This window comes from Frigoribacterium sp. VKM Ac-2530 (assembly GCF_015350835.1).
In the GTDB taxonomy this organism is placed as follows: domain Bacteria; phylum Actinomycetota; class Actinomycetes; order Actinomycetales; family Microbacteriaceae; genus Frigoribacterium.
This window is the reverse complement of the sequence record NZ_JADKSE010000001.1, coordinates 709,749-732,708: the sequence shown is the minus strand read 5'-3', so window position 1 is coordinate 732,708 and position 22,960 is coordinate 709,749. Positions and strand designations below refer to the sequence as shown.

Annotated in this window: 22 protein-coding genes; 21 read left to right on the top strand and 1 reads right to left on the bottom strand. The window is 70.9% G+C overall.

Annotated features, from left to right (window positions below; all coding sequences use genetic code 11):
• Positions 1–46 precede the first annotated feature (46 nt).
• The 21 genes from argS (at position 47) to ITJ48_RS03220 (ending at position 22,370) form a co-directional block, all read left to right on the top strand.
• A complete protein-coding gene (argS, locus tag ITJ48_RS03320) occupies positions 47–1,711 on the top strand; it encodes an arginine--tRNA ligase (RefSeq protein WP_194612388.1) in 1,665 nt (554 codons plus the stop codon).
• A 7-nt stretch (positions 1,712–1,718) separates the two neighbouring features.
• Complete coding sequence (locus ITJ48_RS03315; protein WP_194612387.1) at positions 1,719–2,486, top strand: DUF2993 domain-containing protein; 768 nt, start codon at positions 1,719–1,721, stop codon at positions 2,484–2,486.
• Between the two features lie 96 nt (positions 2,487–2,582).
• Complete coding sequence (gene lysA / locus ITJ48_RS03310; RefSeq protein ID WP_194612386.1) at positions 2,583–3,986, top strand: diaminopimelate decarboxylase; 1,404 nt, start codon at positions 2,583–2,585, stop codon at positions 3,984–3,986.
• An 83-nt stretch (positions 3,987–4,069) separates the two neighbouring features.
• Positions 4,070–5,404: a homoserine dehydrogenase gene (locus tag ITJ48_RS03305; protein ID WP_194612385.1), complete on the top strand. Its 1,335-nt coding sequence runs from the start codon at positions 4,070–4,072 to the stop codon at positions 5,402–5,404.
• Positions 5,404–6,486, top strand: a complete 1,083-nt coding sequence (gene thrC, locus ITJ48_RS03300; RefSeq protein ID WP_123546331.1) for a threonine synthase — start codon at positions 5,404–5,406, stop codon at positions 6,484–6,486. Before ITJ48_RS03305 ends, thrC begins: the two co-directional genes overlap by 1 nt.
• Before the next feature lie 13 nt (positions 6,487–6,499).
• On the top strand, positions 6,500–7,453 hold the full coding sequence (thrB, locus tag ITJ48_RS03295) for a homoserine kinase (protein ID WP_194612384.1): 954 nt from the start codon (positions 6,500–6,502) through the stop codon (positions 7,451–7,453).
• A 260-nt stretch (positions 7,454–7,713) separates the two neighbouring features.
• Entirely contained in the window at positions 7,714–10,011 is a 2,298-nt protein-coding gene (gene rho / locus ITJ48_RS03290; RefSeq protein WP_194612383.1) for a transcription termination factor Rho, read from the top strand.
• On the top strand, positions 10,011–11,093 hold the full coding sequence (prfA, locus tag ITJ48_RS03285; RefSeq protein ID WP_123546327.1) for a peptide chain release factor 1: 1,083 nt from the start codon (positions 10,011–10,013) through the stop codon (positions 11,091–11,093). Before rho ends, prfA begins: the two co-directional genes overlap by 1 nt.
• Positions 11,090–11,977 (top strand): peptide chain release factor N(5)-glutamine methyltransferase, encoded by an 888-nt coding sequence (gene prmC / locus ITJ48_RS03280; RefSeq protein WP_194612382.1) that lies wholly within the window; start codon positions 11,090–11,092, stop codon positions 11,975–11,977. The genes prfA and prmC overlap by 4 nt, the downstream gene beginning before the upstream one ends.
• Positions 11,978–12,015: 38 nt before the next feature.
• A complete protein-coding gene (locus tag ITJ48_RS03275; RefSeq protein ID WP_194612381.1) occupies positions 12,016–12,693 on the top strand; it encodes an L-threonylcarbamoyladenylate synthase in 678 nt (225 codons plus the stop codon).
• Entirely contained in the window at positions 12,690–13,970 is a 1,281-nt protein-coding gene (locus tag ITJ48_RS03270) for an MraY family glycosyltransferase (RefSeq protein ID WP_370544755.1), read from the top strand. The genes ITJ48_RS03275 and ITJ48_RS03270 overlap by 4 nt, the downstream gene beginning before the upstream one ends.
• Positions 13,967–14,392: a hypothetical protein gene (locus ITJ48_RS03265; RefSeq protein ID WP_123546321.1), complete on the top strand. Its 426-nt coding sequence runs from the start codon at positions 13,967–13,969 to the stop codon at positions 14,390–14,392. The genes ITJ48_RS03270 and ITJ48_RS03265 overlap by 4 nt, the downstream gene beginning before the upstream one ends.
• 240 nt (positions 14,393–14,632) lie before the next feature.
• Positions 14,633–15,439: a F0F1 ATP synthase subunit A gene (atpB, locus tag ITJ48_RS03260; protein ID WP_123546319.1), complete on the top strand. Its 807-nt coding sequence runs from the start codon at positions 14,633–14,635 to the stop codon at positions 15,437–15,439.
• Between the two features lie 71 nt (positions 15,440–15,510).
• The gene (atpE, locus tag ITJ48_RS03255; RefSeq protein WP_043594505.1) at positions 15,511–15,744 is read left to right on the top strand and encodes an ATP synthase F0 subunit C; all 234 of its coding nucleotides are present in this window, start codon (positions 15,511–15,513) and stop codon (positions 15,742–15,744) included.
• Between the two features lie 20 nt (positions 15,745–15,764).
• Positions 15,765–16,325 (top strand): F0F1 ATP synthase subunit B, encoded by a 561-nt coding sequence (locus ITJ48_RS03250; RefSeq protein WP_123546317.1) that lies wholly within the window; start codon positions 15,765–15,767, stop codon positions 16,323–16,325.
• A gap of 2 nt (positions 16,326–16,327) precedes the next feature.
• Complete coding sequence (locus tag ITJ48_RS03245; RefSeq protein WP_133737670.1) at positions 16,328–17,122, top strand: F0F1 ATP synthase subunit delta; 795 nt, start codon at positions 16,328–16,330, stop codon at positions 17,120–17,122.
• A gap of 58 nt (positions 17,123–17,180) precedes the next feature.
• Positions 17,181–18,818 (top strand): F0F1 ATP synthase subunit alpha, encoded by a 1,638-nt coding sequence (atpA, locus tag ITJ48_RS03240; RefSeq protein WP_194612380.1) that lies wholly within the window; start codon positions 17,181–17,183, stop codon positions 18,816–18,818.
• A 44-nt stretch (positions 18,819–18,862) separates the two neighbouring features.
• Complete coding sequence (locus ITJ48_RS03235; RefSeq protein ID WP_194612379.1) at positions 18,863–19,762, top strand: F0F1 ATP synthase subunit gamma; 900 nt, start codon at positions 18,863–18,865, stop codon at positions 19,760–19,762.
• A gap of 39 nt (positions 19,763–19,801) precedes the next feature.
• Entirely contained in the window at positions 19,802–21,262 is a 1,461-nt protein-coding gene (gene atpD, locus ITJ48_RS03230) for a F0F1 ATP synthase subunit beta (protein WP_192041898.1), read from the top strand.
• 2 nt (positions 21,263–21,264) lie between these two features.
• On the top strand, positions 21,265–21,525 hold the full coding sequence (locus ITJ48_RS03225; RefSeq protein WP_123546308.1) for a F0F1 ATP synthase subunit epsilon: 261 nt from the start codon (positions 21,265–21,267) through the stop codon (positions 21,523–21,525).
• 29 nt (positions 21,526–21,554) lie between these two features.
• Positions 21,555–22,370, top strand: coding sequence for a peroxide stress protein YaaA (locus ITJ48_RS03220; RefSeq protein WP_194612378.1), 816 nt, complete (start codon positions 21,555–21,557; stop codon positions 22,368–22,370).
• On the opposite strand, the gene ITJ48_RS03215 is transcribed toward ITJ48_RS03220, so the two are convergent.
• A complete protein-coding gene (locus ITJ48_RS03215; RefSeq protein WP_228506191.1) occupies positions 22,340–22,900 on the bottom strand; it encodes a methylated-DNA--[protein]-cysteine S-methyltransferase in 561 nt (186 codons plus the stop codon). The genes ITJ48_RS03220 and ITJ48_RS03215 overlap by 31 nt on opposite strands.
• Positions 22,901–22,960 lie beyond the last annotated feature (60 nt).

Below are 22,960 nucleotides of genomic sequence, written 5' to 3'. Positions count from 1 at the left end.
ACCGTCCCGCCGGTCGCCCCGCGCCCAGCCGGTAAGATCGACGACCGTGACTCCCGCCGAACTCTCCACGTCCCTGCTCGCCGTCGTCGACGGGGTGCTCCAGCGTCGAGGCGTTCCCGCCGACGTCGTCGTGACGCCCGCCGACGTCGTGCTCGAGCGGCCCCGCAACCGCGACCACGGCGACTGGACCACCAACGTGGCGATGAAGTTCGCCAAGCGGGTCGGCGCCTCGCCGCGCGACCTCGCGACCGAGATCGCGGCCGAGCTGGCCGAGGTCGACGGCGTGTCCGACGTCGACGTCGCCGGCCCCGGCTTCGTCAACGTGCGGCTCGACGCGGCCGCCGCCGGCTTGCTCGCGAGGACGATCGTCGAGCAGGGGGCCGAGTTCGGCCGCGGCTCGTACTACGACGGCGTCACGATCGACCTCGAGTTCGTGTCGGCGAACCCCACGGGTCCCATCCACATGGGCGGCGTCCGCTGGGCCGCCGTCGGCGACAGCCTCGCCCGCGTCTTCGAGGCGCAGGGCGCCCGCGTCACCCGCGAGTACTACTTCAACGACCACGGCGGGCAGATCGACCGGTTCGCCCGCAGCCTGGTCGCCCGGGCGCTCGGCGAGCCGACCCCGGAGGACGGCTACGGCGGGCAGTACATCTCCGACATCGCCGACCGCGTCCTCGCGGCGACCGACGTCGACGTGCTCGCGCTGCCGCGCGACGAGGCGCAGGAGGCCTTCCGGGCAGCCGGGGTCGACTTCATGTTCGCCGACATCAAGCAGTCGCTGCACGACTTCGGCGTCGACTTCGACGTCTACTTCCACGAGAACGAGCTGCACGAGTCGAAGGCCGTCGAGCGCGCCGTCGCCCGGCTCCGCGAGCTCGGGCACATCTACGAGGCCGAGGGCGCCACCTGGCTGCGCACCACCGAGTTCGGCGACGACCGCGACCGCGTCGTCATCAAGACGGACGGCGAGGCGGCGTACATCGCGGGCGACCTCGCCTACTACCTCGACAAGCGAGAGCGCGGCTTCGAGCGCAACCTGATCATGCTCGGCGCCGACCACCACGGCTACGTCGGCCGAATGATGGCGATGTGCGCCGCGTTCGGCGACGAGCCGGGCGTCAACCTCGAGATCCTCATCGGCCAGATGGTCAACCTGCTCCGCGACGGCGAGCCCGTGCGCATGTCGAAGCGCGCGGGCACCGTCGTCACGATGGAGGACCTCGTCGACGCCGTCGGCATCGACGCCGGGCGCTACTCGCTCGTGCGCAGCCCGGTGAACAGCTCGATCGACATCGACCTCGACCTCTGGACGCGGCGCACGAACGACAACCCCGTGTTCTACGTCCAGTACGCGCACGCCCGCACGCGGTCCGTGGCGCGCAACGCCGAGGCCGCCGGCGTGACGCGCGAGGCGTTCGACGCTTCCCTGCTCGTCCACGAGACCGAGAGCGCCCTCCTCGGCGCCCTGGCCGAGCTGCCGCGCGTCGTCGTCCAGGCCGCCGAGCTCCGCGAGCCGCACCGGGTCGCCCGCTACGTCGAAGAACTGGCCGGCACGTACCACCGCTGGTACGACAGCTGCCGGGTGACCCCCCTCGGCGACGAGGAGGTGACCGACCTGCACCGCACGCGCCTCTGGCTCAACGACGCGGCCGGGCAGGTCATCCGGAACGGCCTCGGCCTCCTCGGCGTCTCCGCCCCCGACCGGATGTGACGACGAGATGAGCGACGTCGACGACTTCTTCGCCGAGCGGCCCGTCCCGCGCCGCCGTGCCCGGGGCGCCGCCGCCGGTCTGTTCGTGCTGGTCGGCGTCCTGGTGGTGCTCGCGATCCTCGCGGTGGTCGCCGACGTCGTGACCCGCGGCCTGGTCGAGCAGCGCGCCGCAGCCGAGATCTCGACCGCGACCGGCCTCGACGACGTGGCCGTCGACGTCCACGGCACCTCCGTGCTCTGGCAGATCGTGCACGGCTCGCTCGACGACGTGACGCTGTCCTCGGGATCGGCGGGCGACCCCGTCTCGTTCCGGTTCGACGTCAGCGACGTCCCCACCGATCTCGAGGGCACCTCCGGCGCGGTCACGGGCACGCTCTCGGCCGACTCCGCGACGGTGAGCTCGCTCGAGGGCGTCTCGTCCGCCGGCGCGACCGTGACGCTCGGCGACGGCGACATGACCTACGCACGCAGCTTCGACGTGCCCCTGCTCGGACCGGTGCCCGTCGACGTGACGGCCACGCCGGCGATCGCCGACGACGGCCGTGCCCTCGACTTCACCCCGACGCGGGCGTCGCTGCCCGACACCTCCCTGTCGCTCGACCTGACGCCGTTCCTCGGCGACTTCGCCCAGCGCGTCTGCGTCGCCGAGCAGCTGCCCCCGGGCGTGGTGCTCACGTCGGTCGACGTCGAGCCGGGCCGGGCGCAGCTCGGCCTCCGGTCGGACGGGCTGCCCCTGACCCCCTCCGGCCTGGCCGCGAAGGGCAGCTGCAGCTGATGCCGGAGCACCGGCCGCCGCAGGGCTCCGTCACCGACGGCCGCTGTCGCTAGGCTCGTCGTCGTCCCGCCCCTCCCGATCCCCACCGAGGTCCCCGTGTCGCCCAACCCCCTCGCTCCCGACTGGCTGCTCGAGCCCGACGACGTCGACGCGCTCGACCGCTCGGTCTGGTCGCACGGCGCCCTCCGCGGCGACGACGGCGTCGTCGCCGTCGCCGGCGTCGGGGCCACCGAGCTCGTCGCCCGACACGGCAGTCCCCTCTACGTCGTCGACGAGGACGACTTCCGAGGCAGGGCCCGCGGCGCGAAGCAGGCGTTCGACCGAGAGCTCGGACGCATCGGCACCAGCGCGATCGTCTACTACGCGGCCAAGGCGTTCCTGTCCGTCGAGGTGGCCCGCTGGGTCGCCGAGGCGGGCCTGCGCGTCGACATCTGCACCGGCGGCGAGTTCGCCGTCGCCGCGGCGGCCGGCGTCGAGCCCTCGCGCATGGCGTTCCACGGCAACAACAAGTCGCTGGCCGAGATCGACCGCACCGTCGCGGCGGGCATCGGCAACATCGTCGTCGACAACGCGGAGGAGGTGGTGCGGGTCGCCGAGGCCGCGGCCCGTCACGGCGTCGTCCAGTCCGTCCGCGTCCGCGTCAACAGCGGCGTGCACGCCTCGACCCACGACTACCTCGCGACGGCCCGCGAGGACCAGAAGTTCGGCATCACCCTCGCGGACGCGCCCGGCGTGGTCGCCGAGATCCGCCGCCGCCCCTCCCTGCGGTTCCTCGGGCTGCACTCCCACATCGGCTCGCAGATCTTCGGCTCGGACGGCTTCGGCGAAGCCGCCCGCCGGCTCCTGGCCCTCCACGCGGAGCTGCTCGTCGACGGTCCCGTCCCCGAGCTCAACCTCGGCGGCGGCTTCGGCATCGCGTACACGTCGGTCGACGACGCGCGCCCCCTCGACGAGCTCGCCGCCGCGCTGGCCGACATCGTCGCGGCCGAGTGCGCGCGGCTCGGCATCCTGCTGCCCGTGGTCGCCGTCGAGCCCGGCCGGGTGATCGCCGGGCCGTCCGGCACGACCCTCTACACGGTGGGCACGGTCAAGGACGTCGCGGTCACGGTCGACGAGCAGACCGGCGAGACCGCCGTCCGTCGCTACGTCAGCGTCGACGGCGGGATGAGCGACAACGCCCGGCCGGCCCTCTACGAGGCCGACTACTCCGCACGCGTGGTGAGCCGCGCCTCCTCGGCGGCCCCTGCCCTCGTCCGGGTCGCGGGCAAGCACTGCGAGAGCGGCGACCTCGTCGTGCTGGCCGAGTACCTCCCCGCCGACGTCGCTCCGGGCGACCTGCTCGGCGTGCCCGCGACGGGCGCGTACTGCTGGAGCCTCGCGAGCAACTACAACCACGTCGGGCGGCCCCCGGTCGTCGCGGTGCGCGACGGGGCCTCGCGGGTCATCGTCCGCGGTGAGACCGAGGCCGACCTGCTCGCCCGCGACGCTGGCCTCGACTGAGCCTCGCGGCGCTCGTCTCCCGACCACCCCTGCCCCTCAGCTCACGGCGCCCCGACCGGGTCGCCTCCACAGAACGGAACACCATGGACGAATACCGCGACGTGAGGGTCGCCCTGCTGGGCGCCGGATCGGTCGGGTCGCAGGTGGCGCGCCTGCTCCTCGAGCACGCCGACGAGCTGGCGGGCCGTGCCGGCGCCGGCCTGCAGCTGGTCGGCATCGGCGTCCGCGACGTCGACGCGCCCCGCGACGTCGACCTGCCGCGCGAGCTGTTCACCACCGACCTCGAGTCGCTCATCCTCGGGGCCGACATCGTCGTCGAGCTCATGGGCGGGCTCGAGCCGGCCCGCCACCACGTGCTGCAGGCGCTCCTGTCGGGGGCCGACGTGGTCACGGGCAACAAGGCGCTGCTCGCGCACCACGGCCCCGAGCTCTTCGCCGCGGCCGAGCAGGTCGGCGCCCAGCTCTACTACGAGGCGGCCGTCGCCGGCGCCATCCCCATCATCCGACCGCTCCGCGACAGCCTCGCCGGCGACCGGATCCGCCGGATCATGGGCATCGTCAACGGCACGACCAACTTCATCCTCGACCGGATGGACACCGACGGCGACACGCTCGAGGACGCCCTCGCGACCGCGACGGCCCTGGGCTACGCCGAGGCCGACCCGACGGCCGACATCGAGGGCTACGACGCCGCGCAGAAGGCGGCCATCCTCGCCAGCCTCGCCTTCCACACGACGGTGCCCCTGTCGGCCGTGCACCGCGAGGGCATCACGTCCGTGACGCACGAGCAGGTGCAGGCTGCACGCAAGGCCGGCTACGTGGTCAAGATCCTGGCGATCTGCGAACGGCTCACCGACTCCGACGGCGTGGACGGCGTGAGCGCTCGCGTGTACCCCGCGCTCGTCCCGCTCGACCACCCGCTGGCCGCCGTCCACGGGGCGAAGAACGCGGTGTTCGTCGAGGCCGAGGCCGCCGGCGACCTCATGTTCTACGGCGCGGGCGCCGGGGGAGTGGAGACCGCCTCGGCGGTGCTCGGCGACCTCGTGTCGGCTGCGCGTCGACACGTCATCGGGGGCCCCGGCGTCGCCGAGTCCACCCAGGCCGACCTGGCCGTGCTCCCCATCGGCCACGTCGTCACCCGCTACCAGATCACCCTCGACGTCGCGGACCAGCCCGGCGTCCTCGCCGAGGTCGCGACGGTGCTCAGCCAGCACGGCGTCAGCGTCCACAGCGTCGAGCAGACCGGCGGGCTCGAGCCCGGTGCGTCCCGTGACGAGGAGGCGCCCCCCGCGACCGCTACCCTGATCATCGGCACCCACCGTGCCCGCGAGTCCGACCTCGCCGCCACGGTCGTCGCCCTCCGCAACACCGCGGTCGTGAACTCCGTCACGAGCGTCCTGAGAGTCGAAGGAGCCTGATGGCCCACCAGTGGCAGGGTGTCCTGCGCGAGTACGCCGACCGTCTCGACGTGACGGAGGCGACCCCGGTCGTCACCCTCGGCGAGGGCGGCACGCCCCTCATCCCGGCGCCGGCGCTGTCCGCCCGCACAGGGGCGAAGGTGTTCGTCAAGTACGAGGGCATGAACCCGACCGGCTCCTTCAAGGACCGCGGCATGACGATGGCCATCTCGAAGGCGGTCGAGCACGGCGCCAAGGCCGTCATCTGCGCGTCGACCGGCAACACGTCGGCCTCGGCCGCCGCCTACGCCGCGCACGCCGGGATCACCGCGGCGGTGCTCGTGCCCGAGGGCAAGATCGCCATGGGCAAGCTCAGCCAGGCCGTCGCGCACGACGGCCAGCTGATCCAGATCCAGGGCAACTTCGACGACTGCCTCGACATCGCGCGCGACCTGGCCGAGAACTACCCGGTGCACCTCGTGAACTCGGTCAACAACGACCGCATCGAGGGCCAGAAGACGGCCGCGTTCGAGGTCGTCGACGTGCTCGGCGACGCCCCCGACTTCCACTTCCTCCCCGTGGGCAACGCCGGCAACTACACGGCCTACACCCGCGGCTACCGCGAGGACGTCGAGGCCGGCCGGTCCACCCGCCTGCCGCGGATGTTCGGCTTCCAGGCCTCCGGCTCGGCGCCGATCGTGGCGGGCGAGGTCGTGAAGCACCCCGAGACCATCGCGAGCGCGATCCGGATCGGCAACCCCGCCTCCTGGCAGCTGGCCCTCGAGGCCCGCGACCTCACGAACGGCTGGTTCGGGGCGATCACGGACGAGGCGATCCTCGCCGCCCAGAAGATCCTGGCGGCCGAGGTCGGCGTCTTCGTCGAGCCTGCGTCGGCGATCAGCGTGGCGGGCCTGCTCGAGCGCTCCGACGCGGGCGTCGTCCCGGCGGGCGCGACGGTCGTCCTCACGGTCACCGGCCACGGCCTGAAGGACCCGCAGTGGGCCCTCCGTCGCGCCGACGGCTCCGAGGTCACGCCGACGGTCGTCGAGAGCGACACCTCGCGCGTGGCCGAGGTGCTCGGGCTCGTCCCGGCCTCTGCGTGACCGAGGCGTGCTGATGACCCGAGCGGCCGACGTGCGGTCGGTGCTGGTCCGGGTGCCGGCGACCTCGGCGAACCTCGGTCCCGGCTTCGACACGCTCGGGCTCGCCGTCTCCCTCTACGACGAGCTCGTGGTCACCACGACCACGGGCTCGGGCGTCGAGGTGCACGTCGAGGGCGTCGGCGCGGGCGAGGTGCCCACCGACGAGGGCAACCTCGTCGTGCAGGCGATCGCCGCGGCCTACGCGTCCGTCGGCCAGCCGCTGCCGGGTCTCCGGCTCGAGGCCCGCAACGTGATCCCGCACGGGCGGGGCCTCGGCTCGTCGGCCGCCGCCATCGTCTCCGGCGTCGTCGCGGCGAAGGGCCTGCTGGAGGGGGTGGTCGAGTTCTCCTCCGCCGACCTGCTGCGGGTGGCCACCGAGATGGAGGGCCACCCCGACAACGTCGCCCCGGCCCTCTTCGGCGGGCTCACGATCGCGTGGATGACCTCGTCGGGCCCCGCCCACAAGCGCCTCCTGGTGCACCGGGGCGTGTCTCCCGTCGTGTTCGTGCCGGAGTCGACCCTCTCGACGAAGCTCGCGCGCAGCCTCCAGCCCGCGTCGGTGCCGCACGAGGACGCGACGTTCAACGTGTCGCGCTCCGCGCTGCTCGTGGCGGCGCTGATCCAGAGCCCCGAGCTGCTGCTCGCCGCCACGGAGGACAGGCTCCACCAGAGCTACCGGGCGAGCGCCATGCCCGAGACCGACGCGCTGATCTCCCTGCTGCGGGACGCCGGCCTGGCCGCGGTCGTGTCCGGCGCGGGGCCCTCGCTGCTGGTGCTCGGGAGCGACCCCGCGCAGCGTCTCTTCGCAGCGGACCTCGTGGCCGAGCACTCCCTGTCCGACTGGCGTGCCGTCATGCTCGCCGTCGACCTGCGGGGTGCTACAGTGAAGCCGCACCCGGTAGAGAATCAAGATCCCCTGGGCATCTAGCAGCACCTCCTCGGTTCTCGAGTAGGTGCATCGAGTCCCCAGGCTCCTCGATCCCCCCGGGCCGCACATCCCGTAGTGCACATCTCGCAGCGTCCGTCCGCCTGTCTGGCGTACGTGCGCCGCACCTCCGTGAGCTCCTCTGCGCATCCCGCGCAGCGCGCATCCGCGCAGGGCCTGCCGACAGGGCAGACCCCAGGCCACGAGGTGTGACCAGCTCAGCCTCGCGGCTCTCGCGGGGGAGCGGAAGGAACCCAACACCAGTGTCAGACGTCGACATCCGCAACTCTGCGGACACCACCGCCGAACTCAGCGCCATGCGCCTCCCGCAGCTCCAGGCCCTCGCCTCCTCGCTCGGCATCAGCGGTCTCTCCAAGCTCCGCAAGGGCGACCTCGTCGCCGCGATCGCCGCCGTGCAGGCGCAGTCGGCCGGGGGCAGCGCTGCCCCGGTCGAGGCCGCCGAGCCCGTCGTCGCGCAGCCCGTGCTCGACGTGCCCGTCGAGACGGTCGCCGACGCACCCGTCGAGGTCGCCGGCGCCGAGCCGGCCGAGGCCGACCAGGTCGCCGCGGCCGACGAGGCGCCCGTCGCCCCGACCCGTGCCCGTCGCGGCTCGCGACGCGCCACCTCTGCTGCCGGCGCCCCCGCCCAGCGCGGCGCGGGCGACCACGTCAACGGCGGAGAGTCGGGCGTCGAGCCCGTCCTCGAGGCCCCCGCCACGACCCCCGTCGAGGCTCCCGTCGCTCAGGCCGAGCAGGCTCCCGCGGCAGAGGCCGCGCAGGAGGCGCCCGTCGCCGTCGAGCGTCCGTCGCGCAGCCGCCGTGGGTCGCGCCGCGCCTCCGACGCGACCGTCGCCGAGGCTCAGGCCGCGGCGCAGGGCGAGCAGCCCTCCGACTCGACCACGGACCTCGACACGTCCGTCGACGACGCCGAGCGCGCGCAGGGCGACCAGGCTGCGAACGACCAGGCTGCGAACGACCAGGGCCAGGGCGACCAGGCGCAGGGCGACCAGGGCCAGGGCGACCAGTCCGGCCAGCAGGGCGGCGGCCGTCGCAGCCGCAGCCGTGGCCGCGGAGACCGCAAGAACGGCCAGTCCGGCCAGCAGGCCGCGGCCGGCGACCAGCAGCAGGACCGTCAGCAGCAGGGCGGCCAGAAGGCCGATCAGCAGCAGGGCGACCGTCAGCAGCAGGACCGCCAGCAGCAGGACCGTCAGCAGCAGGGCAGCCAGAAGGCCGACCAGCAGCAGGGCGACCGCCAGCAGCAGGACCGCCAGCAGGGCACCGGCCCGCAGCAGCAGCAGCAGGACGAGAACGGCCGCCAGGGCCGTGGCCGTCAGCGTGACCGCAAGCGCGGCCGAGGCGTGCAGACGGACGAGTTCGAGCCCGAGATCTCGGAGGACGACGTCCTCATCCCCGTCGCCGGCATCCTCGACGTGCTCGAGAACTACGCCTTCGTCCGCACGACGGGCTACCTGCCCGGCGCGAGCGACGTCTACGTGTCGCTCGGCCAGGTCAAGAAGTACCACCTCCGCAAGGGCGACGCCGTCGTCGGCGCCATCCGCCAGCCGCGCGAGGGCGACCAGGGCCAGGGCCGCCAGAAGTACAACGCGATCGTCCGGATCGACTCGATCAACGGCCAGCCCGTCGAGGAGGCCGCGAAGCGCGTCGAGTTCGGCAAGCTCACGCCCCTCTACCCCCAGGAGCGACTGCGCCTCGAGACCGAGCAGCAGAAGCTCTCGACCCGCATCATCGACCTCGTGTCGCCCATCGGCAAGGGCCAGCGCGGCCTGATCGTCTCGCCGCCCAAGGCCGGCAAGACCCTCGTGCTGCAGGCGATCGCCAACGCCATCGCGGTGAACAACCCCGAGGTGCACCTCATGGTCGTCCTGGTGGACGAGCGTCCCGAAGAGGTCACCGACATGCAGCGCACGGTCAAGGGCGAGGTCATCGCCTCGACCTTCGACCGTCCCGCCGAGGACCACACGACGGTCGCCGAGCTCGCGATCGAGCGGGCGAAGCGCCTCGTCGAGCTGGGCCACGACGTCGTCGTGCTGCTCGACTCGATCACCCGCCTCGGCCGGGCCTACAACCTGTCGGCCCCGGCCTCCGGCCGCGTGCTGTCGGGCGGCGTCGACTCGTCGGCCCTCTACCCGCCCAAGCGCTTCTTCGGCGCCGCGCGCAACATCGAGAACGGCGGCTCGCTGACCATCCTGGCGACCGCGCTGGTCGAGACCGGCTCCAAGATGGACGAGGTGATCTTCGAGGAGTTCAAGGGCACCGGCAACATGGAGCTCCGCCTCTCGCGCCACCTCGCCGACAAGCGCATCTTCCCGGCCGTCGACGTCAACGCCTCCGGCACGCGTCGGGAAGAGATGCTGCTCAGCCCCGACGAGGTCAAGATCACGTGGCGCCTGCGCCGCGCCCTCGCCGGCCTCGAGCAGCAGAAGGCGCTCGAGATCGTCCTCGGCAACCTCAAGGAGACGCAGTCGAACGTGGAGTTCCTCGTGCAGATCCAGAAGTCGATGCCCGCCAACGGCCACGACGCCGGCCACAAAGACCACTGATGTTCGAGTCGGTGTCCGTGCTCCTCGCGGAGCACGACGACCTCCAGACGCAGCTCAGCGACCCCGCGGTCCACGCGGACGCCGCGCGCGCCAAGAAGATCAACCGCCGCTACGCCGAGCTCAGCCGCATCGTGGCTGCCCACTCGGCGTGGCAGCAGGCGGGCGACGACCTCGAGGCCGCACGGGAGCTCGCGAAGGAGGACGAGGCGTTCGCCGACGAGGTGCCCGCCCTCGAGCAGGGCCTCGACGAGTCCCAGGAGAAGCTGCGGCGCCTCCTGATCCCTCGTGACCCCGACGACGGCCGCGACGTGATCATGGAGATCAAGGGCGGCGAGGGAGGCGCGGAGAGCGCGCTCTTCGCCGCCGACCTCCTGCGCATGTACCTGCACTACGCGGAGGGCATGGGCTGGAAGTCCGAGATGATCCAGAGCGACGACAGCGACCTCGGCGGCTACAAGAACGTCCAGGTCGCGATCAAGTCGAACGCCACGGATCCCTCGCAGGGCGTCTGGGCGCACCTCAAGTACGAAGGAGGCGTCCACCGCGTCCAGCGCGTGCCCGCCACGGAGTCCCAGGGGCGCATCCACACCTCCACGACCGGGGTCCTCGTGTTCCCCGAGGTCGATGAGCCGGAGGAGGTCGACATCAACCAGAACGACCTCAAGATCGACGTCTACCGGTCGTCGGGCCCCGGGGGCCAGTCGGTCAACACGACCGACTCGGCCGTCCGCATCACCCACCTGCCCACGGGCATCGTGGTGGCCATGCAGAACGAGAAGAGCCAGCTGCAGAACCGCGAGGCCGGCATGCGCGTCCTGCGGGCGCGGATCCTCGCGCGTCAGCAGGAGGAGCAGGCCGCGATCGCGTCGGACGCCCGCAAGAGCCAGATCCGGGGCATGGACAGGTCGGAGCGCATCCGCACCTACAACTTCCCGGAGAACCGCATCGCCGACCACCGCACCGGCTACAAGGCGTACAACCTGGACGCCGTGATGGACGGGGCCCTGCAGCCCGTCGTCGAGTCGTGCATCCAGGCCGACGAAGAGGCCCGGCTCGCCGAGATCGGCGACGCCGCGTCGTGAGCGACGCCGTCGCCGACCTCGGGCACGCCCGCACGGTCGACTCCGCCCTCGCGGCGGGGTCGGCCGTGCTCTCGTCGTCCGGGGTGCCGACGCCGGACGTCGACGCAGAGCTGCTGCTCGCCCACGTGCTCGACCTCGGTCGGGGCGTGCTCCGCGCCCGGGTCGTGACCCGGTCCGCCCTGACGGCCGACGCCGCCGGGGCGTTCGCCGCCGCGATCGCCCGGCGCGCCGCCCGTGAGCCGCTCCAGCACATCACGGGCACGGCTCCGTTCCGGTCGATGCAGCTGCACGTCGGGCCGGGCGTCTTCGTGCCCCGGCCCGAGACCGAGGGGGTGGCGCAGCTGGCCGTCGACGCCCTGCGCGCCGCGGCTGAGCCCGCCCCGATCGCGGTCGACCTCGGCACGGGCAGCGGCGCCATCGCCCTGGCCATGGCCACGGAGGTGCCGCACGCGTCCGTCGTCGCGGTCGAGCTCTCGGCCGAGGCGGCCGTCTGGACCCGTCGCAACATCGCCGCGGTCGGCGCCGAGAACGCCCGCCTCGTCGAGGGCGACCTCGCGGACGCCCTGCCCGAGCTCGACGGCACCGTGTCCGTGGTCGCCTCGAACCCGCCGTACATCCCCGTCGGGATGGTGCCGCGCGATCCCGAGGTGCGCCTGCACGACCCCGCGCTCGCCCTCTACGGGGGAGCTGACGGCCTCGACGTCGTGCGCGACCTGTCGGCGACTGCCCTCCGCCTCCTGCGCCCCGATGGCGTGCTCGTCATCGAGCACGGCGAGGCACAGGGAGGCGCCATCCGCGACCTGCTGGACGCCGACGGCTGGCGGTCGACGGCCACGCACCCCGACCTCACCGGTCGCGACCGTGCGACGACGGCGGTGCGCTGACGCCCTCTCCAGGTCGTCCGCACTATCATCGTCAGGTCATGGCCTCCCTCTACGACCTCTCCGTCGACTCCGAGCTGCTCGCCGGCATGCGCCGAGCACGCGGCGCCATCGGCCGGGGCGAGCTCGTCGTCCTGCCCACCGACACGGTCTACGGCGTCGCCGCCGACGCGTTCGACCCCGGCGCGGTGCAGAAGCTCCTCGACGCCAAGGGGCGGGGTCGTCAGTCGCCGCCTCCCGTCCTGATCAAGGGGCAGGACACGCTCGCCGCGCTCACCTCGACGGTCCCCGACGTCGTCAGGCCGCTGCTCGACGAGTTCTGGCCGGGGCCGCTCACCGTCATCTTCCGCGCGCAGGCGTCCCTCAGCTGGGACCTCGGCGACACCCGGGGCACCGTCGCCCTGCGCGTGCCGAGCCACCCGCTCACCCTCGAGCTGCTCGAGGAGACGGGGCCTCTCGCGGTGTCGAGCGCCAACCTCACCGGCCAGGCCGCGGCCGAGACCGCCCAGGCGGCCCTCGACATGCTGGGCGACTCGGTGTCGGTGTACCTCGACGCCGGGCCCGTGGGCAACGGCTGGGAACGACGGCCCGGCGCCAACACCGGCTCGACGATCGTCGACGCCACGGGGGCGTCCGACGGCATCGTCCGCATCGTCCGGCACGGCGTCCTGCCCGACTCCGAGATCAGACGCGTCGTCGGGGCCGACGCCCTCGCGTGAGGTACTACCTGCTCGCGATGGTCATCGCGGCAGTCGTCAGCTTCGTGCTGTCCGTCGTCGTGTGGCGACTCGGCCTCCGCTTCAAGCTCTACCCGACGATCCGTGAGCGAGACGTCCACAAGACGCCGACGCCGCGGCTCGGGGGAGTGGCCATGTGGGCAGGGGTCGTGGTCGCCCTCCTCGCCGCGTGGTTCGTCTTCCCCCTCATCTCCGGCGTCGACTACTTCCGCCTCGTGTTCGCGGACCCCGGCCCGCCGCTGGCGATCCTGGGCGCGGCGACGATCATCGTCGTGATCGGCGTGGTCGACGACCTCTACGACCTCGACTGGATGACCAAGCTCGCCGGCCAGATCATCGCGGCGGGCGTCCTCGCGTGGCAGGGCGTCCAGCTGGTGTCGCTCCCGATCGGCGGCAGCCTCGCCATCGGTTCCCCCTACATGTCGCTGATCCTCACGATCCTCGCGATCGTGCTGGTGATGAACGCGGTCAACTTCATCGACGGCCTCGACGGGCTGGTCGCCGGGGTGACGATCATCGCGAACAGCGTGTTCTTCATCTACAGCTTCGTCATCTCGATCACCATCGGCCAGACCGAGTACTTCAACCTGGCCGCGTTGCTGACGGCCGTCCTCATCGGTGCCTGCCTCGGCTTCCTGCCGCTCAACTGGCATCCCGCTCGGCTCTTCATGGGCGACGCGGGCGCCCTGCTCACCGGTCTCGTGATGGCGACGAGCGCCATCTCCGTGACGGGCCAGATCGACCCGGCCACGATCTCGCGGTCCGCGCTGCTCCCGGCCTTCATCCCGATCCTGCTGCCGTTCGCCGTCCTGGTCGTGCCCCTCCTCGACTTCGGCCTCGCCGTGCTGCGTCGCGTGAGCGCCGGCAAGTCGCCGTTCACGGCCGACCGGAAGCACCTGCACCACCGCCTCCTCGACATGGGCCACTCGCACTTCCAGGCCGTGCTGATCTTCTACTCGTGGACCCTCGTCGTCTCCGTCGGCTGCCTCATGTTCCTCTTCGTCAAGCCCGCCTGGCTCGTCGGCCTCTTCCTCGGCGTCGGCCTCGTCGTCTGCGCTGCCCTGACCCTCGCACCGCTGAGCCGCAGGAAGCGCGTCGAGGTCGCCGTCCAGAGCACCCGCACCGCCGACCTCGCAGCGAGCGAGTCGGGACGCTTCGACCCGCTCGACGAGGCCGCCGGAGTCCTCGACCCGTCCGACACCGACACGGCGCAGAACGCCGTGGTGCCCGAACTGACACCCCCGGAGGAACGCCCATGAACGCCCGATCGATCTTCACCAAGATCCTCACCTACACGGGGTTCCTGGCCCTCGCGATCGCCGTCGTGGGAGGCGGTCTCGGGTACGCCCTCGCCGGGACGGACGGGCTCTGGAGCGCGCTCGTCGGCGTGGCCCTCGCCGTCGTCTTCGCCGGCATCACCGCGGCGAGCATGCTCATCGCGATCCGGTTCCGCCTGGCGGCCTTCTTCGGCATCGTGATGGGCGCCTGGCTGCTCAAGCTCGTCATCTTCGTCGTGCTGCTCGTCCTCGTGAAGGACCAGCCGTTCGTGAACGACGTCGTGCTCTTCCTGGCCCTCGTCGTGTCGATCATCGGCACCCTCGCCATCGACGCCCTGGTCGTCGTCCGCGGTCGCCTCGGCAACGTCAGCGACGCGGTGCTGCCTCCGGCGCCGCAGGACTGACGGGTCCACGGACCACGTCGGCGAGGCCCTCTCGGCCCCGTCCGCGGCGGCGGCCGGGTCATGTTCCTTGCAGGGCATGAAAAGACCGTCGTCGATTCGTGCCAGCGCCGAATACCTTGATAGAGTCATGACCGTTCCCCGGCCGCGATTCTCTGCGGGTTCGGATGACAACCCCACCAATCGTCGCGACACTTCAGGGTGCTCGCCCCGACACAGGAGATAGCGCTGATAGCGAACGCTGTGAACCTGCTCTCCGCTGCCGAGACCGGCCACGGAGACGGGGGATTCCACGCCCCGACTCTTGACGAGTTCTTCCCGTCCGCGATCTTCTTCGAAGGCACCCCCTTCGAGCTGAACCGCATCATGCTGGTCCGCCTCTTCGCGATCGCCGTCATGCTGCTGCTCTTCTGGCTCGCCCTCCGCAAGGGGCGCCTCGTGCCGTCCCGTGGCCAGAGCATCGCCGAGCTCGGCCTCGACTTCGTCCGCGTCCAGATCGTCGAAGAGATCTTGGGCGAGAAGCTCGGTCGAAAGTACCTGCCGCTGCTGGCCGCGATGTTCTTCGGCATCTTCGCGATGAACATCACGGGCATCGTGCCCGGGCTGAACATCGCCGGCACCTCCGTCGTCGCCATGCCGCTGCTGCTCGGCGTCGTCGCGTACGTCATGTTCATCTACGCGGGCTTCCGCGAGGTGGGCGGGGCGACCTTCTTCCGGAACGCGCTGTTCCCGGCCGGTGTGCCGTGGTACATGTACATCCTGTTGACGCCCATCGAGTTCATCAACATCTTCATCGTCCGGCCCATCTCGTTGGCCCTGCGACTGCTGCTGAACATGATGGTCGGCCACCTCCTCCTCGTGCTCTGCTTCGCCGCGACGCACTTCTTCTTCTTCAGCATGAGCGGTGGGTTCATGGCGTTCGGCGCCCTGACCCTCATCGGCGGGTTCGTCATGACCATCGTCGAGATGGCCGTCGCCGTGCTGCAGGCCTACGTCTTCACGCTCCTCGCCTCGGTCTACATCCAACAGGCCGCGTCGAACGAACACTGAGCGTCGAACGAACACTAAGAACGACGGGGCCCGTCGCCTGACGAGCCCCGCCCAACCGGAAGGAAACACAAGTGGACACCACCACGATCCTCGCTGAGATCAACGGCAACATCGCGACCGTCGGCTACGGCCTCGCAGCGATCGGCCCCGGCATCGGCATCGGCATCGTCGCGGGCAAGACCGTCGAGGCCATGGCACGTCAGCCCGAGCTGGCCGGCCGCCTCCAGGTCACGATGTTCCTCGGCATCGCGTTCACCGAGCTGCTGGGCTTCATCGGCCTCGCCGCCGGCTTCATCTTCTCCTGATCAGTTAGGACGACACACCGATGATCGAGACGATCCTCGCGGCCGAGGGCGGTGCTCCCGAAGGGGCTGCCGTCTTCTTCCCCGCCGGTTACGACATCCTCTGGTCTCTCGTCGTCTTCGTGGTCATCGCCGCGTTCTTCGGGATCTTCGCGATCCCGAAGTTCCGCAAGATCCTCGACGAGCGTGCCGAGCGCATCGAAGGCGGCATCGCCCACGCCGAGGCCGCTCAGGCCGAGGCGGCGAAGGCCCTCGACGAGTACAAGAAGCAGCTGGCCGACGCCCGCGCCGAGGCGGCTCGCATCCGTGAGGCCGCTCGCGCCGAGGGCGCCGAGATCCTCGCCGACCTCAAGCAGCAGGCACAGGCCGAGGCCGATCGCGTCACCGCGAACGCCCACGTCCAGATCGAGGCCGAGCGTGCGGCTGCTGTCGCGTCGCTCCGTGCCGAGGTGGGCTCGCTGGCCATCGACCTCGCGTCGGGCGTCATCGGCGAGTCCCTCGCGGACGACGCCAAGGCATCCGCCGTCGTCGACCGGTTCCTGGCCGACCTCGAGGCCGACCAGAACACGAAGGCGGGCCGCTGACGATGGGCTCCATGTCCCGTGAGGCGCTCGGGTCGGCGAGGTCCACCCTCGCCGACCTCGGCGGTGCCGCGGACCTGACGACGGGCGAGCAGGTGCTCGACGCCGGTCGCGTCATCGGCGGCAACGTCCAGCTCCAGGCCTACTTCGCCGACCCCGCCGTCGACGCGGCCACCAAGAAGCAGCTCGTCGACCGCGTGTTCGGTGCCTTCACCGAGCCGGCGCGTGCGCTGGTGCTGTCCGTGGTGGGTCGACGCTGGTCCTCGAAGCGCGATCTCCTCGCGGGCATGGAGGAGATCGGCATCCGTGTCGTCGCCTCCACGATCCCCGACGGCAGCACGATCGCGAACGAGCTCTTCGCCTTCGACGCAGCCGTCCGTTCCGACTCCTCCCTCGAGCTCGCCATCGGCACCAAGCTGAGCGATCCCGAGGCGAAGGCAGGCCTCGTGCAGCGCCTCCTCGGGGGGCGCGCGAGCGAGCAGACGATCACGATCGTCGGCCACCTCGTCCGTCAGCCCCGCGGCCGTCGGATCGGAGAGCTCCTCCGCACGGCAGCCGAGATCGTCTCCGACCAGTCGGACCAGCTCGTCGCCACGGTCACGACCGCGCGCGTCCTCGACGACGCCCACGCGGCCCGCCTCGAACAGGGTCTGTCCCGACAGTTCGGGCGTAGCCTCCGCATCAACCAGGTCGTCGACCCCGCCGTGATCGGCGGGCTCCGCGTCCAGGTCGGCGACGAGGTCATCGACGGGACCGTCGCCACCAAGCTCAGCGCGCTCCGCCTCCAGCTCGCCGGCTAGGCACGCACCCCACACAGACTCGAGGCCTCCTGAAGCCTCGCTACGAATAGGAATCACAATGGCAGACATCAAGATCAGCCCCGATGAGATTCGCGATGCGCTGAAGGACTTCGTGTCGTCGTACGACCCGTCCAAGGCCTCGACGACCGAGGTCGGCTACGTCACGGACGCCGCCGACGGCATCGCGCACGTCCAGGGTCTCCCCGGCGTCATGGCCAACGAGCTCATCCGCTTCGCGGACGGCACGCAGGGCCTCGCCCAGAACCTCGACGAGGACGAGATCGGCACGATCGTGCTCGGCGAGTTCTCCGGCATCGAAGAGGGCATGGAGGTGACCCGCACCGGCGAGGTCCTCTCCGTCCCCGTCGGTGACGGCTTCCTCGGCCGCGTGGTCGACCCCCTGGGTGCGCCCATCGACGGTCTCGGCGAGATCGCGAACGAGGGGCGTCGTGCCCTCGAGCTCCAGGCCCCCGGCGTCATGCAGCGCAAGTCGGTGCACGAGCCCATGCAGACCGGCATCAAGGCCATCGACGCCATGATCCCGGTCGGCCGTGGCCAGCGTCAGCTGATCATCGGCGACCGCCAGACCGGCAAGACGGCGATCGCGATCGACACGATCATCAACCAGAAGGCCAACTGGGAGTCGGGCGACGTCAACAAGCAGGTCCGCTGCATCTACGTCGCCATCGGCCAGAAGGGCTCGACGATCGCGTCCGTGAAGGGCGCCCTCGAAGAGTCCGGCGCCATGGAGTACACGACGATCGTCGCGGCTCCGGCGTCCGACCCCGCGGGCTTCAAGTACCTCGCCCCCTACACCGGCTCTGCGATCGGCCAGCACTGGATGTACGGCGGCAAGCACGTCCTCATCATCTTCGACGACCTGTCGAAGCAGGCCGAGGCCTACCGTGCCGTGTCCCTCCTCCTCCGTCGCCCGCCGGGCCGCGAGGCCTACCCCGGCGACGTCTTCTACCTGCACTCGCGCCTGCTCGAGCGCTGCGCGAAGCTGTCGGACGAGCTCGGTGCCGGTTCGATGACCGGTCTCCCGATCATCGAGACCAAGGCCAACGACGTCTCGGCCTACATCCCGACCAACGTGATCTCGATCACCGACGGCCAGATCTTCCTGCAGTCCGACCTGTTCAACGCCAACCAGCGTCCCGCTGTCGACGTCGGCATCTCGGTCTCTCGAGTCGGCGGCGACGCGCAGCTGAAGTCGATCAAGAAGGTCTCGGGGACGCTCAAGCTCGAGCTGGCCCAGTACCGCTCGCTCGAGGCCTTCGCGATGTTCGCGTCCGACCTCGACGCCGCCAGCCGTCGTCAGCTCGCCCGCGGTGCCCGCCTCACCGAGCTGCTCAAGCAGCCGCAGTACTCGCCGTACCCCGTCGAGGACCAGGTCGTCTCGATCTGGGCCGGCACGAACGGCAAGCTCGACGAGGTCCCCGTGCCCGACGTGCTCCGCTTCGAGCGCGAGCTGCTGGACTACCTCGGCCGCAACACCTCGGTGCTGTCCGACCTCCGCGAGAAGAACGTCCTCTCGGACGACATCGTCTCCGCGCTCGACGCCGGCGTCGACTCCTTCAAGCAGGAGTTCCAGACGGGAGAGGGCAAGCCCCTCGCGTCGGTCGGCACCGAGCAGTTCGAGGCCACCGACGCCGCCGACGTCAACCAGGAGAAGATCGTCAAGGCCAAGCGCTGACGCGCTCGACCGACGATCACGACTGACGAGACAACAGGAGAGTCATGGGAGCCCAACTACGGGTCTACCGCCAGAGGATCCGCTCCGCGCAGACCACGAAGAAGGTCACGCGGGCGATGGAGCTCATCTCGGCCTCGCGCATCCAGAAGGCGCAGGCGAGGATGAAGGCGTCCGGGCCGTACTCGCGAGCCATCACGCGTGCGGTCTCGGCCGTGGCGACGTTCTCGGACGTCGACCACATCCTCACCACCGAGCCCGCGACCGTCGAGCGGGCCGCGGTCGTCGTGTTCACGTCCGACCGCGGCCTGAACGGCGCCTTCAGCTCGAACACGCTGAAGGAGGCCGAGCAGCTGGCCACCCTGCTGCGCGGCCAGGGCAAGGACGTCGTGTTCTACCTCGTCGGCCGCAAGGCGCAGAACTACTTCGCGTTCCGCAAGCGCGACTCGGAGCAGATCTGGACGGGCAACACCGACCAGCCCGAGTTCGCGACCGCGAAGGAGATCGGCGACGCCGTCGTGTCGAAGTTCCTCACCGACGCCTCCGAGGGCGGGGTGGACGAGATCCACATCGTCTACAACCGGTTCGTGAACATGGTCAGCCAGGTCCCCGAGGTCGTCCGGCTCCTTCCCCTCGAGGTCGTCGAGGGCGTCGAGGCACCTGCCGACGACGAGATCCTGCCGCTGTACGACTTCGAGCCCGACGCCACCGAGGTGCTCGACTCGCTCCTCCCGGTCTACATCGAGAGCCGCATCTTCAACGCGATGCTGCAGTCGGCGGCGTCCGAGCACGCGGCTCGCCAGAAGGCCATGAAGGCCGCCAGCGACAACGCGGACACCCTCATCCGGGACTTCACCCGCCTGGCGAACAACGCTCGCCAGGCCGAGATCACGCAGCAGATCTCCGAGATCGTGGGCGGCGCAGACGCCCTCAGCTCGGCCAAGTAGATCTGCCCCCCAGCATCACCATCCGAAGAGAGAGAAGCCATGACTGACACCGCAACCGCGCCGGTCGCGACCGAGTCGGCTCCCGGCGTCGGGCGAGTCGCCCGGGTCACGGGCCCCGTCGTCGACATCGAGTTCCCGCACGACGCCATCCCCGGCGTGTACAACGCGCTCCACACGACGATCACGATCGGCGACACGAGCAGCGAGCTGACCCTCGAGGTCGCCCAGCACCTCGGCGACGACCTGGTCCGGGCCATCGCCCTCAAGCCGACCGACGGCCTCGTCCGCGGCCAGGAGGTCACGGACACCGGGGCGCCGATCTCGGTCCCCGTCGGCGACGTCACCAAGGGCAAGGTCTTCAGCGTCACCGGCGAGATCCTCAACCTCGAGGGCAACGAGCAGGTGGAGATCACCGAGCGCTGGCCGATCCACCGCAAGCCCCCGGCCTTCGACCAGCTCGAGTCGAAGACGCAGCTCTTCGAGACCGGCATCAAGTCGATCGACCTCCTCACGCCCTACGTGCAGGGCGGCAAGATCGGCCTCTTCGGCGGTGCGGGCGTCGGCAAGACCGTCCTCATCCAGGAGATGATCCAGCGCGTCGCGCAGGACCACGGCGGAGTGTCCGTGTTCGCCGGCGTGGGCGAGCGCACCCGTGAGGGCAACGACCTCATCGCCGAGATGGACGAGGCCGGGGTGTTCGACAAGACCGCCCTCGTCTTCGGCCAGATGGACGAGCCGCCGGGGACGCGTCTCCGAGTCGCCCTGTCGGCGCTGACGATGGCGGAGTACTTCCGCGACGTGCAGAAGCAGGACGTCCTGCTCTTCATCGACAACATCTTCCGCTTCACGCAGGCCGGTTCCGAGGTCTCGACGCTCCTCGGCCGCATGCCCTCCGCCGTGGGCTACCAGCCCAACCTCGCCGACGAGATGGGCGTGCTCCAGGAGCGCATCACCTCGACGCGCGGTCACTCGATCACCTCGCTGCAGGCGATCTACGTGCCGGCCGACGACTACACCGACCCGGCGCCCGCCACGACGTTCGCGCACCTCGACGCCACCACCGAGCTGTCCCGTGAGATCGCGTCGCAGGGCCTCTACCCGGCGATCGACCCGCTGACCTCGACCAGCCGCATCCTCGACCCCCGTTACCTGGGCGAGGCGCACTACAACACGGCGATCCGCGTCAAGGCGATCCTGCAGAAGAACAAGGAACTGCAGGAGATCATCGCCATCCTCGGCGTCGACGAGCTCTCCGAGGAGGACAAGATCACCGTCGCGCGTGCGCGCCGGATCCAGCAGTTCCTCTCGCAGAACACGTACATGGCGAAGAAGTTCACCGGTGTCGAGGGCTCCACGGTCCCCCTCAAGGAGACCATCGAGTCGTTCACGGCGATCGCGGACGGCGAGTTCGACCACGTCGCGACGCAGGCCTTCTTCAACGTCGGGTCCATCTCCGACGTCGAAGAGAAGTGGGCTCAGATCCAGAAGGAGAACGGCTGATCGTGGCTGCTCTCACCGTGAGCGTCGTCTCGGCCGACCACGAGGTGTGGTCGGGCGAGGCGTCGTCCATCGTCGCCCGCACCGCCGAGGGTGAGATCGGGATCCTGCCGGGTCACGAGCCTCTCCTCGCGATCCTGGCAACGGGCAAGGTCCGTGTCCGCCTGACCGACGGGTCGACCGTCGAGGCGACCGCAGACGACGGGTTCCTGTCCGTGGAGAACGACACGGTCACGGTCGTCGCGCGCAACGCGCAGCTGGCCTGACACCCGTTCGCATCTCCTCCTGATCCACCGTGCTGTTCCTGCTGCCCCCGTCCGAGACGAAACTCGACGGGGGCAGCGGCACGTCCGGGCTCGACCCCGCGTCCTTGTCGTTCCCGCAGCTGAGCGAGGTCCGGCGTGACGTGACGGACCGCCTCCTCGCCCTCTCGTCCGATCGAGCCGCGATGATGTCCGGCCTCAAGCTCGGCCCGCGTCTCGCCGACGAGGTCGACCGCAACAGGACGGTCGAGTTCTCGCCGACGATGCCCGCCCTGGCGAGGTACACCGGGGTCCTGTTCGACCCTGTCGGGGTCGACGAGCTCGACGAGCCGGGCTGGCGCTGGGCACACCAGCACATCGCCGTCCACTCTGCGTTGTTCGGGCTCGTCCGGGCGGGGGACCACATCCCCGCGTACCGGCTGTCGCACGATTCTCGTCTGCCGGCAGGCTCCCTGCGATCGACGTGGTCTGCCTCCGTGGCGTCCGTCCTGGCCGAGGTCGTCGACTCGGGGGAGTTCGTCGTCGACCTCCGTTCCGAGGGCTACGTCACGCTCGGGCCGGCTCCGCGCCCCGGGTCGGTCTTCGTCCGTGTCGTGTCCGACGCGTCCGGTCGACGTCGAGCCCTCAACCACTTCAACAAGAAGTCCAAGGGGCTGCTCGTCCGCCGCCTCCTCCGGGAGCGCCCCGAGCTCGCTGGGCTGGACGACCTCCTCGCGTGGGCACGGAGGGGCGGCATCGTCCTCGAGCCGTCGACCGAGGGTGAGCTGGTGCTCGTGTCCGAGTCGCTGCTCGGTGCCTCCGGTCTCGGGGCCCCCGATCAGACCACCGGGACCGGCCCGATCCGGTAGACGATGCCCTCGTGGCGCAGCAGCCACTGCTTGGTGGGCACGCCCCGGCCGACCGTGTAGCCGGTGACGCCGCCCGTGCGGCCGAGGACCCGGTGGCACGGGACGAGCAACGGCAGGGGATTCGACGCGACGGCGCCCCCGACGGCCCGCCCGGCCTGCGGGCTCCCGACGGCACCGCCGAGGCGACCGTAGGTCGTCGTCAGCCCCCACGGGACGGCGACGAGCGCCGACCAGACGGACAGCTGGAAGGCGGTGCCCACCGGCCGGACCGGGAGGTCGAACTGACGACGCCGACCGTCGAAGTAGTCGTGCACCTGACGTCGGGCGGCCTCGAGCAGGTCGTCCGAGTGCTCCACGAGCCCGTCGTGCGGCAGGCCTCGTCCGTCGTCCACGAGCACGCGCTCGACGGCGTCCCGTCGGCTCTGGATCTCGATCCGTCCGACGGGCGAGTGGAGCCGCACGAAGCGCACGTCGCCCGGGTCGTCGTGCAGCCCCGGCGCCAGGGGAGGGACGAGGGTGAGGTCGGGCATGGGGGCACGCTACGGAGGTGCGCCCGCGACGACGTGCTCCGCGGTGGCACCTGTGGACGA